The organism is Nonomuraea sp. NPDC049709 (assembly GCF_040674815.1).
Lineage (GTDB): Bacteria > Actinomycetota > Actinomycetes > Streptosporangiales > Streptosporangiaceae > Nonomuraea.
In genome coordinates this window covers 105,871-119,187 of sequence record NZ_JBFANM010000005.1, presented here as the reverse complement: position 1 = coordinate 119,187, position 13,317 = coordinate 105,871, and the positions used below count along the sequence as shown (strand labels likewise).

12 protein-coding genes are annotated in these 13,317 nt (G+C 72.2%); 8 read left to right on the top strand and 4 right to left on the bottom strand.

Annotated features, from left to right (window positions below; translation table 11 throughout):
• Nucleotides 1–5: 5 nt before the first annotated feature.
• Nucleotides 6–836 carry a 3-methyl-2-oxobutanoate hydroxymethyltransferase gene (panB, locus tag AB0J69_RS06765; RefSeq protein WP_364113647.1) on the bottom strand — a complete coding sequence of 277 codons (831 nt, stop codon included), beginning with the start codon at nt 834–836 and terminating at the stop codon, nt 6–8.
• Nucleotides 837–987: 151 nt separating this feature from the next.
• Here panB and AB0J69_RS06760 point away from each other — a divergent pair, with 151 nt between their 5' ends.
• From AB0J69_RS06760 to AB0J69_RS06735, 6 genes are all read left to right on the top strand, one after another.
• Nucleotides 988–2,253: an MFS transporter gene (locus tag AB0J69_RS06760; protein WP_364113645.1), complete on the top strand. Its 1,266-nt coding sequence runs from the start codon at nt 988–990 to the stop codon at nt 2,251–2,253.
• A 425-nt stretch (nt 2,254–2,678) separates the two neighbouring features.
• A complete protein-coding gene (locus tag AB0J69_RS06755) occupies nt 2,679–4,232 on the top strand; it encodes an MFS transporter (RefSeq protein ID WP_364113643.1) in 1,554 nt (517 codons plus the stop codon).
• Between the two features lie 7 nt (nt 4,233–4,239).
• Complete coding sequence (locus AB0J69_RS06750) at nt 4,240–4,845, top strand: TetR/AcrR family transcriptional regulator (protein WP_364113641.1); 606 nt, start codon at nt 4,240–4,242, stop codon at nt 4,843–4,845.
• A gap of 181 nt (nt 4,846–5,026) precedes the next feature.
• Complete coding sequence (locus AB0J69_RS06745; RefSeq protein WP_364113639.1) at nt 5,027–7,132, top strand: right-handed parallel beta-helix repeat-containing protein; 2,106 nt, start codon at nt 5,027–5,029, stop codon at nt 7,130–7,132.
• The gene (locus AB0J69_RS06740; RefSeq protein WP_364113637.1) at nt 7,129–7,509 is read left to right on the top strand and encodes a hypothetical protein; all 381 of its coding nucleotides are present in this window, start codon (nt 7,129–7,131) and stop codon (nt 7,507–7,509) included. The genes AB0J69_RS06745 and AB0J69_RS06740 overlap by 4 nt, the downstream gene beginning before the upstream one ends.
• A complete protein-coding gene (locus AB0J69_RS06735) occupies nt 7,506–8,789 on the top strand; it encodes a hypothetical protein (RefSeq protein ID WP_364113635.1) in 1,284 nt (427 codons plus the stop codon). Before AB0J69_RS06740 ends, AB0J69_RS06735 begins: the two co-directional genes overlap by 4 nt.
• A gap of 7 nt (nt 8,790–8,796) precedes the next feature.
• Here AB0J69_RS06735 and AB0J69_RS06730 read toward each other — a convergent pair whose 3' ends face one another.
• Together AB0J69_RS06730 and AB0J69_RS06725 are read right to left on the bottom strand one after the other, a co-directional pair.
• Entirely contained in the window at nt 8,797–9,579 is a 783-nt protein-coding gene (locus AB0J69_RS06730; RefSeq protein WP_364113633.1) for an ABC transporter permease, read from the bottom strand.
• Nucleotides 9,576–10,526, bottom strand: coding sequence for an ATP-binding cassette domain-containing protein (locus AB0J69_RS06725; RefSeq protein WP_364113631.1), 951 nt, complete (start codon nt 10,524–10,526; stop codon nt 9,576–9,578). Before AB0J69_RS06725 ends, AB0J69_RS06730 begins: the two co-directional genes overlap by 4 nt.
• A gap of 53 nt (nt 10,527–10,579) precedes the next feature.
• Between AB0J69_RS06725 and AB0J69_RS06720 the strand changes: the two genes are divergently transcribed.
• On the top strand, nt 10,580–11,347 hold the full coding sequence (locus tag AB0J69_RS06720) for a TetR/AcrR family transcriptional regulator (protein WP_364113629.1): 768 nt from the start codon (nt 10,580–10,582) through the stop codon (nt 11,345–11,347).
• On the opposite strand, the gene AB0J69_RS06715 is transcribed toward AB0J69_RS06720, so the two are convergent.
• On the bottom strand, nt 11,321–12,469 hold the full coding sequence (locus AB0J69_RS06715; RefSeq protein WP_364113627.1) for a hypothetical protein: 1,149 nt from the start codon (nt 12,467–12,469) through the stop codon (nt 11,321–11,323). The genes AB0J69_RS06720 and AB0J69_RS06715 overlap by 27 nt on opposite strands.
• Nucleotides 12,470–12,545: 76 nt before the next feature.
• Between AB0J69_RS06715 and AB0J69_RS06710 the strand changes: the two genes are divergently transcribed.
• Entirely contained in the window at nt 12,546–13,217 is a 672-nt protein-coding gene (locus AB0J69_RS06710) for a TetR/AcrR family transcriptional regulator (protein WP_364113625.1), read from the top strand.
• Nucleotides 13,218–13,317 lie beyond the last annotated feature (100 nt).

The following is a 13,317-nucleotide window of genomic DNA, read 5'->3' as shown; positions in this document are numbered from 1 at the left end:
CCCGGTCAGCTGTAGGTGTGCTCCGGTGCGGGGAACGCCCCGGAGGTCACGTCGCCGGCGAAGGCGCGGACGGCGCGGTCCATGTCCCCGGCCAGGTCCGCGTACCGCTTGACGAACCGGGCCGGGCGCGGCGTGAGCCCCATCAGGTCCTGCCACACCAGCACCTGCGCGTCCGTCGACGCCCCGGCCCCGATGCCTATCGTCGGGATCGCCAGCGACGTCGTCACCCGCTGCGCCAGATCGGCCGGGACGCACTCCAGCACCACCGAGAACGCCCCGGCCCGCTCCAGGTCCTTGGCGTCCGACATGAGCTCGTCGCCCGACTGCCCCCGTCCCTGGACGCGGTAGCCGCCCAGCACGTTGACCGACTGGGGGGTCAGCCCGAGGTGGGCCATGACCGGGATGCCCGCCGAGACCAGCGCCTCGACCTGCGGCAGGACCCGGCGGCCGCCCTCCAGCTTGACCGCGTGGGCGCCCGCCTCCTTCATGAAGCGGGCCGCCGACTCCAGCGCCTGCCGGGGCGAGGACTGGTAGGAGCCGAACGGCAGGTCGGCGACCACGAGCGCGCGCGACGAGCCGCGTACGACGGCCGCCGTGAGGGGCAGGAGGTCGTCGACCGTGACGGGCAGGGTGGAGTCGTAGCCGTAGACGACCATGGCCGCCGAGTCGCCCACCAGCAGGACCGGGATGCCCGCCGCGTCGAAGACCCGAGCCGTCATCGCGTCGTAGGCGGTGAGCATCGGCCACCGCTCTCCGCGCTCCTTGGCGGCGGTGAGATCGCGTACGGTTACACGGCGTCCGGACACGCCGCCGTACAACGTGGTTGAAGAGGACATGGGTTAACCCTCCAGAAACGTCTCGAGGCGCCCCAGCGGCGTCCCCGGACTCCCTTTGATGATGTCATGCGTGATTCGCCGGGCCCAAGAAAACCTGTGGCCAAACTGTCGGTGCCTCTTGCCACAATCAACGCGGAGGTAACGAACGAAAATGGCTCTGGATCCTTACCGGCAACTGCTCAGGCTGCCTGGCGTTCCCACGTTGCTCCTGGTGGGGCTGCTCGCCCGGGTGCCGTCCACGGCGACCGGCATGGCGCTGACGCTGCACGTGGCCGAGGTGATGGGCCTCGATTACGCCCCCGCGGGGGTGGTCGCCATGGCCAGCACCATCGGCATGGCGATCGGCTCCCCCCTGTCGGGCAGGTTCGTCGACAAGCACGGCCTGCGTCCCGTGCTCACCGTCACCACCGTGGCGCAGGCGGCGTTCTGGGCGTGCGCGTGGGCGCTGCCGTTCCCGGCGCTGGTCGTGGCGGCGGCGCTGGCGGGGCTGCTGGCGCTGCCCGTCTTCAGCGTGACCAGGCAGTGCCTGGCCGCCATGGTGCCGGTTCCGCAGCGGCGCACCGGGTTCGCGCTCGACTCGATGCTGGTCGAGTTGTCGTACATGATGGGTCCCGCGCTCGCCGTGGCGGGCATCACGACGCTCGGCAGCGGCGTGACCATGACGGTCATCGGGGCCGGCATGTCGATGGCGGGCGTGGGGCTGATCGTGCTCAACCCGCCCACCCGCTCGGCCGAGGAGCTCGTGGAGCGGGCGGTGAAGGTGCCCAGGCGGCAGTGGATCACGCCGGCGTTCGTGGCGCTGCTCGGCACCGCGGCGGCGGCCACGTTCGTGCTCACCGCGACCGAGCTGTCGCTGGTCGCCACCATGACCGACGCGAAGCAGACCGCGTGGGTCGGCCTGGCCGTGGCCATCTGGTGCGTGTTCTCGCTCGTCGGCGGCTTCGTGTACGGCGGGCTGTCGCGAGGCCTGTCGCCCCTGGTCCTGATCGCCTCCATGGGTCTGCTGACCATCCCGGTGGCGCTGGTCGAGGGCGGCTGGCACTGGCTGATCCTCGCCCTCCTGCCCGCGGGCCTGCTCTGCGCGCCCTCGCTGTCGGCCACGGTCGACGTGCTCAGCCGGTGGGTGCCCAGCGGGGCGAGAGGCGAGGCCATGGGCTTCCACGGCACCGCGCTGCTGATCGGCGGCGCCGCCTCGGCCCCCATCGCCGGTGCCGTCATCGACGGGCACGGGCCGGAGTGGGCGTTCGCGGTGGCGGGGCTGATGGGCGTCGCCATGGTGGTGGTCGCCCTGCCGTTCTGGCGCCGCCGTCCGGCGGTCCCCGCGGCCTCGGTGGCGCCGGTGGTGCCTGAGCCGGTGGTGCCTGAGCCGGTGGTCGAGGTCGTGGAGCCTGCCGTGATCCCGTCGTCCCGGGAGTAAGCGGGGGCTTCTCCCGGTGCGTGCGGGGCGGGGTCGTGGCGACCGATGCCGACGACGCGGCCGCCCCGCGCGGCGAGGCCCCGGTGGCGGCCCGCTGGATGGATGAGGGGACGGCCTGCCCGGTGGGCGGGTCCCCGCGACAGCCGCACGCCCAGCGGGCTTGCGGTGCGGTGCTCGGTGCGCTCGCACGGGCGTTCGCGGGGGGCCGTCGCGCCCCCGCAGGGTGGTGCCGTGCGAGCGAGCGGTGCGGCCGGGTGGGGTGAGTCGGCGTGCCTCGGGCGGCTGAGCTGGGCTGACGGTGGAAGTCGGGCTGCGGTGGGGGAGAGTTAACCGAGGGTTTACGAAACGGGACCGTTGCGTATCGGAATAGCTTGCGATACGGTGACGTTGCGAAACTCAGACGTATCGAAATTAGGGATGTTTCCATGGACCCGAACTCAGGGCATCCACGCCGGTGGGGGATCCTCGGCGTGCTGGTGTTCAGCCTGCTGGCGGTCGTGCTCGACAACACGATCCTGAACGTGGCGATGAAGACCATCGCCGACAAGACCGTCGGATTGGGCGCCACTCAGAGCGAGCTGGAATGGGCGATCAACTCCTACACGCTGGTGTTCGCCGGGTTGCTGTTCACGTTCGGCGTGATCGGTGACCGAACAGGGCGAAAGCGCATGTTGTTCATCGGCATGGCGCTGTTCGGCCTGGCCTCGCTCGCCAGTGCCTACGCCCAGGATCCGATGCAACTGATCCTGGCCAGGGCGGCGATGGGCATCGGCGGCGCGGCCATCATGCCGGCCACGCTGGCGATCATCTCCAACGTCTTCCCGCCCGGTGAGCGTGGCAAGGCGATCGGCGTGTGGGCCGGTGGTGTGGGGCTCGCGGTGGCGATCGGCCCGATCACGGGCGGCCTGCTGATCGAGCACTTCTGGTGGGGCTCGGTCTTCCTGATCAACGTGCCGATCGTGATCATCGGCATGATCCTCATCGCCACCATCGTGCCCGAGTCGCGTGACCCCAAGCCGTCCAGGCTCGACCCGGTCGGCGTGGTGCTGTCGATCATCGGTCTGGTGGCCATCGTGTACGGCATCATCCGCGGCGGCGAGCTGGCCACCGTGGCCAGCGCCGAGGTGCTGGTGCCGACGCTGTTCGGCGTGGCGGTGCTGGGCGTGTTCGTGTGGTGGGAGCGGCGCATCGACCACCCGGTCTTCGACGTGCGCAACTTCTCCAACGTCCGCTTCAGCTCGGCCATCGGCATGATGGGCATCGTGTTCTTCGCGATGATGGGCGGGATGTTCTTCCTGACGTTCTACCTGCAGATCGTCCTGGGGTTCACGCCGATCCAGGCGGGCGCGCTGATGATCCCGTTCGCCGCCGCCCAGCTCATCTTCGCGCCGCTCAGCCAGCGGGTGAACGAGCGGTTCGGCGGCAAGCTGTCGGCGACGGTCAGCATGATCGTGGTGACGCTGGCGCTGGCCAGCTACGCGCTCATGGACCAGAACACGCCGATCGTGCTGATCGAGGTCATCTTCTTCCTCCAGGGCGCCGCGATGGCCAACATCATGCCGCCCGCGACCACCGCCATCATGGAGGCGCTGCCCAGGGAGAAGGCCGGTGTCGGCTCGGCCATGAGCAACACCGTCCGCCAGGTGGCCGGCGCGCTCGGCGTGGCCGTGCTCGGGTCGGTGCTGTCGTCCAGCTACCGCGGCGAGATCGCGCCCGCGCTGGCCGGGCTGCCGGCCGACGCGCAGCACGCGGCCGGTGAGTCGATCATGGCGACGATGGGCGTCGTGCAGTCGCTCGGCGACAGGGGGCAGGCGCTGGTGCAGCCGGCGTTCAACGCCTTCCTCGACGGCATGCACGTCACGGCGCTGGTGTCGGCGGTGATCGGGCTGCTCGGCATCGCGGTGGTGGCACGGTGGATGCCCGGCAAGGCACGCCCCGCCAAGCATGCGGCGGAACAGAAGGAACCAGCGGTAGTGTGAGGCCGCGATGACGATCCAGGATTCAGGGACTGCCCGCCCGGCGGGTCGTCCGCGCAGCGAGAAGGCCGAGAAGGCGATCATCGACGCGACGCTCGATCTGATCGGCGAGGGCATGGGGGTGTCCGAGCTGACCATCGAGGCCATCGCGTCGAAGGCGGGCGTCGGCAAGACGACGATCTACCGGCGCTGGTCCAACAAGGAGGACCTGATCGTCGACGCCCTCTCCACGCTCAAGGCGCCGCTGCCGGAGCTGTCCGGCACGTCCGTACGCGACGACCTGATCAGCCTGGTCGACGCGATGCGCCAGGAGTCGGGCGACCTCCGCAGCCGGTGCGTGATGAACATCGCGATGAGCGAGGCCGACCGCTATCCCCGGCTGATGGAGCGCTTCCTCAAGCGCGCCGTCGAGCCGCGCAGGGAGGCGATGCGCGCCGTGATCGAGCTCGGCATCGCCACCGGCGAGCTCAGGGCCGACCTGGACGTCGAGATGGGCATGGCCATGATCTCCGGGACCATGCTGTGGCACACCAAATGGGGTCCCGCCGGTGGGCTCGCGCCCGATCTGGCGGAACGGGTCGTGGACGCGGTCCTTCGCGGGATGACCGCCTCCTGACGGACGGTCCTCCTGGAATGTCTCGCGGACGATCCCTGCGGAACGTCTGACGCGCGGTTTTCCGGAACGCCCCACGAAGGCGCACCTGACGGTGCCTTCGTGGGGCGTTTCCGCGTGCTGGCCGGTCGTTCCGGCCTAGGCAGAACATGAGCCTTGTTCTACTCTCGCGACCATGCCCCCCATGCGAAAATTCGCGTTGATCGTCGTGCTCGCGTCGGGCCTGCTGTTACCCGGCGGCGCCGCCCTGGCCCACGAGGAGCGCCCGGTCACGTTCCCCGACGGCACGGGTACGGTGCCGGTGCTGCGGACGGGCGAGCCGGACCTGCTGGTCTGCAAGTCCGACAAAGCCGACTTCGAGCGTCGAATCGCTAATTTTCCGGCGGATCTCAAAGCCCGCAACCTTGACCTTTTCGCGAAATGTCAGGAAAAAGGGGTCCGGCACCTGCAAGAGGCCGTCGACCAGGTCGACCGGCCGGGCATGACCATCGCCCTCCTCCCCGGCCTCTACCGGGAGGAACCCAGCCAGCCCGCCCCCACCGGCGACTGCGCCAACCTCCCGGCCCGCCGGTCGGACTGGGGCTACCAGATCCTCAGCTACGAGCAGCAGCTCCAGTGCCCGCACAACCAGAACCTGGTCGCCATCCTCGGCAAGCGCGACCTCCAGATCGAGGGCACCGGCGCCGGCCCGCTGGACGTGGTCGTCGACGCCGAATACCGCAAACTCAACGCCATCCGCGCCGACCGTGCCAACGGTGTCTACTTCCGGAACCTGACCGCCCAGCGCACGACGTTCAACTCCCTGTACGTCCTGGAGACCGACGGCTTCGTCATCGACCGCGTACTGACCCGGTGGAACGACGAGTACGGCTTCCTCACCTTCGCCAGCGACCACGGCCTGTACACCGACTGCGAGGCGTACGGCAACGGCGACGGCGGCCTCTACCCCGGCAGCGCCTCCAACCTGAACGAGGGCCGGGGCCACGACGTCCCCCGCTACGCCATCGAGATCCGCCGGTGCAAGAGCCACGACAACGCGCTCGGCTACTCGGGCACCGCCGGCGACTCGCTCTGGGTGCACGACAACGAGTTCTACGACAACATGGTCGGCGCCACGATGGACAGCCTCTGGCCCTCCCACCCCGGCCTGCCGCAGAACCACGCCAGGTTCGAGAACAACAAGATCTACGACAACAACCGCGACTACTACCGGTACACCCGGGACGGCACCTGCGCCAAGCCCCCCGCCGAGCGCGGATACGAGCGGGGCGTGGTGTGCTCGCAGGTGGGCGTGCCGCCGGGGACGGGCGTGATCGTGGCGGGTGGCAACTACAACGTCTTCGCCGGCAACCAGGTCTGGGGGCATCGGCGGGCGGCGTTCCAGCTCTTCGGCGTGCCGGCGTTCATCAGGGGCGAGAACGACCTGGCCAAGCAGGCCGACACGTCGGACCACAACCGCTACGAGGGCAACGTGTTCGGCGTGGGCCCGGCGGGGGAGCGGCGGCCGAATGGGCTGGACGTGTGGTGGGACGGGCAGGGCACGGGCAACTGCTGGCAGGGGGACGTGGGCGCGTCCTCGCCCGCCGTGCTGCCGGTCTGCGCGGCGGCGGCGCCCGCGCTGTCGGGCGGGTCGAACCGGCTGCTGGCCGAGCCGGTCAAGCTCGTGAAGCTGTACCTGTGCGCCGACTTCAGCGCCTCCGAGGCGCGGCTGCCCGCCGGGTGCGACTGGTTCGGCGCGTCGGGACTGGGCAAGGTGGAGGCCCAGCTCGCCCTGGGCGGGTCGGCGGTGCTGGGGCTGCTGGCGGGGCTGTTCTGGTGGCGATCGCGGCGGGTCGCCCGGCAGTACGGCGGCGGTGGGGATGCGCCGTCGGGGAACGGGGTGGCGGCCGGGCCGGCGGCGATCGGCCTGCGCCGGCACCGGCTCGTCGTGGCCGGGACCGCGGCGGGGGTCGCCGGGCTGGCGCTCGACGTCGTGGCCGCGGCCCTTGGCAGCTCGGCGCAGGCGGGGGTGGCGTTGCTGCTCATGGGGGCGTGGTGGTTGTGCCTGGGGGCGGCGCTGCGGGCCGGGCGGCCGGTGTTCGGCTGGTTCACGATCGTGGTGGGCGTGCTGGCCTGCGCGGACGCGTTCGACCGGCTGGTGTACCTGATTCCGGTCATCCCGCTGGGACCGGGGTGGATCCGGGGGCTGGTCACCGGGTTCTGGGTGCTGTGCGCCGTCGTGGTGCTGGCGCCCGGGCGCGGCCGGGCCGCGGCGGAGGAGCGGCCCGCCGGGGCCGAGGTCTCCGCGTGAGAGGCGGCCTGGTCCCCGTGCTGGCGTGCGTGCTGGTGGCGGGGTGCGGGCCGCTGGCGCAGGGCCACCGCGACCCCGGCAACAGCCACGAGGTGGCGACGGCCGCGCCGAGCGGGCGGGCGGACGCGGAGATCACCATCGCGCGCGGCCGGGTCAGCCCGCCTCCCGGCTGGCTGGAGGTGGGCAAGGGACGCCAGGTCGGCATCACCGTCACCAGCGACGTGGCCGACGAGGTGCACGTCCACGGGTACGACATCACGGCCGAGCTGCGGCCCGGCGTGCCCGCGACCGTGCGGTTCACGGCGGACCTGACCGGGGTGTTCCAGGTGGAGACCCACGGGAGCAGGCTCGTCCTGACACAACTGGCGGTCCGATGACGGCGGGCACGGCCGGCTCGCCGGTGGCGGGCGTGCTCGCACCCGGCGGCGACCCCGGGCCGGTGGGCGTGCTCGCGCACGGTGTCGGCGAGCGCGCCGACCTGCCGATCCCGCTCTTCTACGCCTACGCGGGCGCGTTCGCGGCGCTCGTCGTGTCGTTCCTGGCCCTCGGCCTGCTCTGGGCCGACTCGCGCTTCCGCGGCGATCTGGCCGGCCGGGTGATCCCCGTACGCCTGCCCGCCCGCCCCGCCCGCGTCCTGGCCCTGCTGGCCGCCGTCCACACCCTCGGCTGGCTCGCGGTGGGCCCGGACACGGAGAACGCGGGGCCGTACCTGGTGTACGTGCTCTTCTGGGTCGGCCTGGTGCCGGCGTCGCTGCTGCTCGGGCCGGTGTGGCGGGCGCTGAACCCGTTCCGGCTGCTGCCGAACCGGCCGCGCCGCCCGTACCCGCCGGGGCTCGGCTACTGGCCCGCGGCCGCGGGCCTGCTCGCGTTCACGTGGATGGAGCTGGTCGCCCCCGAGCCCGCCGCGCCCCTCACCCTGCTGGCCTTCCTCACCCTGTACGGCGCCGCGCAGCTGGCCGGCACCCTCGTCTACGGCCACGCCTGGCTGGAGCGGGGCGACCCGTTCGAGGTGTACTCGACCCTGATCGGCCACCTGTCACCGCTCGGCCGGCGCGCCGACGGCAGGCGGGTGCTGCGCAACCCGTTCGACGGCCTCGACGCCGTCGAGCCCGCCCCCGGCCTGGTCGCCACGGTCTGCGTGCTGCTCGGCAGCACCGGCTACGACGGCTTCTCCTCGGCCCCCGCCTGGGTGGACGCCCTGCAGTCCGGGCCGCTCGGCCGCACCGGCCTGGGCACGCTCGGCCTGCTGGCGGCCGTGGCCGGGGTGGCCGTCCTGTACGCCGCCTGCCTCGGCGCGGCCGGCCTGATCGGCGGCACGAGAGGGCTGGCCGCCCGCTTCGCCCACTCGCTGCTGCCCATCGCCGTCGGATACCTGATCGCGCACTACTTCTCGCTGCTGGTCATCGAGGGCCGGCACACTGTCGCCCTGGCGCTCGGCCTGGACGCCGAGCCGGACCTGAACGCCGTCGCACCGGCGACGATCGCCACCGTGCAGGTGCTGGCCATCGTGCTCGGCCACGTCGCCGGCGTGGTGGCCGCCCACGACCGCTCGGTGCGCCTGCTGCCGCCCGCCCGCGCGGTCGCGGGGCAGATCCCGCTGTTCGTGCTGATGGTCTGCTACACGGTCGGCGGCCTGACCCTCCTCCTGGCCGCCTGACGCCCCGCTAGCCGCCTGACGCGGTCCTGCGGCGGAACAGCAGCGCCGCCACCGGCAGGGCGAGCACGACCGTGCCCGCCAGCCACGCCGTGGCCACCGCCCCCGACGAGCCCATGGGCAGGTCCAGCAGCAGCCCCCGCATCGTCTCGATGATCGGCGTGAGCGGCTGGTGGGTGGCGAACGCCCGCAGCACGCCCGGCATGGTTTCGGCGGGCACGATGCCGTCCGACACGTACGGCAGGAAGAGCACGAAGAAGCTGAAGGCCCCGGCCGCCTGGGACGACCTGACCAGCAGGCCCCAGACCGCCGCCAGCGCGGACATGGCCAGCACGTACCCGATCACCAGGGCCAGCACCAGCGCCCAGTCGGTGAGCGTGGCGTCGGGGCGGAAGCCCAGCAGGAGCGCGGCGGCCAGCGCGATGGCGGAGGACGCCACGTTGCGGATCACCGAGGCCACGACGTGCCCGGCCGGGACCACCCAGCCGCTGATGGGCAAGGTGCGGAAGCGGTCGATCATGCCTCCGGTCATGTCGTCGGAGATGGTCACGGCGGTCAGCGCGGCGCCGTACCCGCCGGACATGAGCAGCACGGCGGGCACGACGAAGTCGATGTAGTCGAGGCCGCTGGAGCCGGTCGTGATCGCGCCGCCGAACACGTACACGAAGAGGACCATGATCATCACGGGCAGGGCCGTGTTCACGATCAGGCCGTCCAGGACGCGCAGCTCGCGGCGCAGGTCGCGGACGACCAGGCGGCGCAGGTCGCCCGCGGCGGTGATGGGGGCGCTCATGCCGCGGCCGCCGTGAGCTCGAAGAAGACGTCGTCGAGGGTGGGCGTGCGCAGCGCCACGTGCTCGACGGCGATGCCCGCCCCGTGCAGCACCTCCAGCGTGCGGCGCAGGTGGTCGGGGTCCTGGACGGCCAGCGTGACCTCGCCGGCGCCGGCGTCGAGGTGCGCGCCGAAGCCGGTCAGGGCGGCGCCCGCGCGGGGCACGTCGGCGGCCCGTGCCAGGCGCAGCGCCAGGCGTTCGGAGCCGACCTGGCGCTTCAGCGCCGCGGGGGAGTCGTCGGCGACGACCCGGCCGCCGTTGATGACCACGACGCGGTCGGCGAGGTGGTCGGCCTCCTCCAGGTACTGCGTGGTGAGCAGGATGGTGGTGCCGGACCCGAGCAGCTCGCGGATCACCGACCACAGCTCGGCCCGGCTGCGCGGGTCGAGCCCGGTCGTGGGCTCGTCGAGGAACAGGATCGGCGGCGCCGACACCATGCTGGCCGCCAGGTCCAGGCGGCGCCGCATGCCGCCCGAGTACGTGCCGGCCCGCCGGTTCGCGGCGGCGGCGAGGTCGAAGCGCTCCAGCAGCTCCTCGGCCCGCTTCCGGGCGGGGCGGCGGCCCAGGTGGTAGAGGCCGGCGAACAGCTCCAGGTTCTCCCGCCCGGTCAGCAGGGCGTCCACGGTGGCCTGCTGCGCGGCCAGCCCGATGGCGCGGCGCACCGCCACGCCCTCCCGGGTCACGTCGTGCCCGGCCACCATGGCGGTGCCGCCGTCGGGGGCGAGCAGCGTGGTCAAGATCCGTACGGTCGTGGTCTTGCCCGAGCCGTTCGGGCCGAGCATGGCCAGCAGCGACCCGGTGGGCACGGTGAGGTCGATCCCGGCCAGCACCCGCGTGTCGCCGAAGGACTTGGTGAGTCCCCGGGCGACAATGGAATCTGTGAATGGCCTACTGTGTATGGCGTTCATAGTTTTAAGGTAATGCAGAATCCTAGGAGCGAGTCAAGCCGAGGAGGATTTCGATGGCGCAGGAACGGCGGCTTCCCCCCATGCTGCAGCGGATGTGGGGACGCGAGCCGGCGTCGCGCAGGGGGCCGCGGCCGCGGCTCGACCTGGCCACGATCACCGCCGCCGCCATCGAGATCGCCGACTCCGAGGGGCTGGCCGGGGTGTCGATGGGCAGCGTGGCCACGCGGGTGGGGGTCGCGGCGACGGCGCTGTACCGGTACGTCGGCAGCAAGGAGGACCTGCTGACGTCGATGGCCGACTACGTGGCGCCCCATCCGCCGGACCCGGGCGGCCTGCCCTGGCGTGACTACCTCGGCCTGTGGACCCGGGCCCAGCGCGACATCGTGCTCGGACACCCGTGGCTGCTGGTGATCACCCGGTTCGCCCCGCCCCTGGGCCCGCGGCGGCTGCTCTGGCTGGACCGCGCGCTGGCCGCGCTCGACGGCACGGGGCTCGACGACGGCGAGAAGATCAACGTGGCCAGCGCGCTGACCGGCTACGCGCTGACCGACGCGGCGCTCGTCCAGACCATGGGCACGGGGTTCGCCGAGTTCGACGAGAGCGGGATCGACAGCCCATTCGACTACGGCGAGGTGCTGGCCGAGGTGCTCGACCCCGAGACCTACCCCGCCCTCTCGGCGGCCGTGCGCGGGGGCGTCATGCACGGCGCCGACTCCTGGGCGGACGACACGGACTTCCGCTTCGGCCTCGACCTGCTGCTCGACGGCGTCGAGCAGCTGATCGCGCGGCGCGCGTCAGGGAGTCACGTCGGCGGGCAGTAGCTGCTCGGTGAGCAGGCGGCGGACCCGGTCCGGACCGGTCACCCAGGGCCGCAGCAGCTCCCATCCATGGAAATATCCGAATATGTACGGGCGCATTGCCGACGGCGTGAGCAGCCCGAGCGCGCCCGCGATCTCGCCGTCTCCGTAGAGCGACCACTTCCCCAGATACGCGGCGAGCTCCGCCTCCCCGCGCCCCTCCGCCGCCAGGAACGCCGCGTTGCCCCACACGCCCCACAACACGTTCTTGGCATGATGAACGGCCGCGAAGTCGCTCCCGTCCGGCCGGATCCCGGCCTCGGGCAGGACGTTCGCGTTCAGCCAGACCTGCGCCTCGTCCCCGGGGAACAGCAGTTCCTCGGCCAGCAGCCCGAGCCCCTCGCTGAGCACGAACGACGGCGAGAGCATGAACCGCACCCGCTGCCGCTCCCCGAGGTGCGCCTCCTTCAGCATCGACTCGGCGATGTGCCCCGGATGTCCCTCGTGGGAGACGAGATACAGCAGGTCGGCCAGGTTGAACGGGATCGCCTTGTTGATGTGGATCGTGGACTTCAGCCCGCCCTCGTAGGCGCCCGCCCCGTGGAACCCCACGCCCTCCACCAGCCGGCACTCCACCACCTCGCCGGGCGGCAGCGGGATGATGGCGCTCGTCCTGCGCCGCGTCTCGGCGACCGCCCTGTCCACCAGCTCGGGCAGCCGCTCGATCGGCTCCAGCGTGTGGGCCGCCTGCCAGGCCCGCAGCCGCTCGGCCAGCGAACCGGGCGTCCTCGGCAGGGCCCGGTCCAGCTCCGCGTGCGCCTGCTCGAACACCTCCTCCGGCACCCACCGCGGCTCCAGGCCCAGGCACTCCCTGCCGTACTCGGCGAGCGGCAGCCGCTCGCCGCCCAGATGGCCGGCCACGGCGCGCATCGCCCGTACGTGGGCGGCCAGGTAGGCGTCCGGAGCGCACTCCATGAGCCGCTCGGCCTCCTCCGCCAGGGCGGCGGGCTCGGCGGGCGGCTCGGCCGCGACCCGGTCGCTCCACTCCGCCGGGCCCCGGTAGATGAGCATCGTGCCGGACAGGCCGCCGGTCGCCAGGCGGTCGATCCGCAAGGCCAGCATCGCGTGGTCCCGTTCCCAGTCCATGAGAGTTCCTCCGTCCTTCGGGGCCGCCTAAGCTAGCCGTACGGTTTTCCGTACAGTGCACGGAAGGACGTCGGGGATGCCGGAGTCGATCTGGTTACGCGAGGACGCGAGTCCGCGCCGCCCGCGCTTGTCGCGTGAGCGCATCGTCGAGGCCGCCGTCGGCCTCCTCGACGCCGAGGGCGTGCCCGGGTTCTCCATGCGGGCCCTCGCCGCACGCCTGCGGGCCGGCACGATGTCGCTGTACGAGTACGTACGGAGCAAGGAAGACGTGCTGGACCTCGCGCTGGACGAGGTGATCGGCGAGATCGAGGAGCCGCGCGAGCCGGGCCCGTGGCGCGGCACCCTGGCCGGGCAGCTCACCCAGAGCCGGGCCGTCATGCGCCGCCACCCCTGGGTCCCCGCACTCACCGCGACCCGGCCCCTGCTCGGCCCGAACGCGCTGGCCCGCTCCCGCCTGTTCTACTCCGCCCTCGCCCGCGCCGGCCTGAGCGGCCCCGAGCTCACCGCCGCCGTCGGGACGCTGTCCTCCTACGTCAACGGCTTCGTCGCCTCCGAGAACATCTGGTGGGCCACCGTCCGCACCCCTGCGGCCGACGCCGAGATCCGGGCCCGGGTCGCGGGCCACCTGAACGAGCGGGAGGCCGAGCTCGCCCGGCACTCGCAGGTGGACGACGGGGACTTCGACCGCCAGTTCCTGCTCGGCCTCGACCTGATCCTCGACGGCATCGCAGCCCGCCTGCCCCCGTGAACCGGCCTGACCCGTGTCGTGATCGGGTCAGGGGCCGCATCGGTGTCGGCGTCTGGCTTCGGGATCGGGGCCTGGGTTTCGATCGGGCGCCGCATCGGCT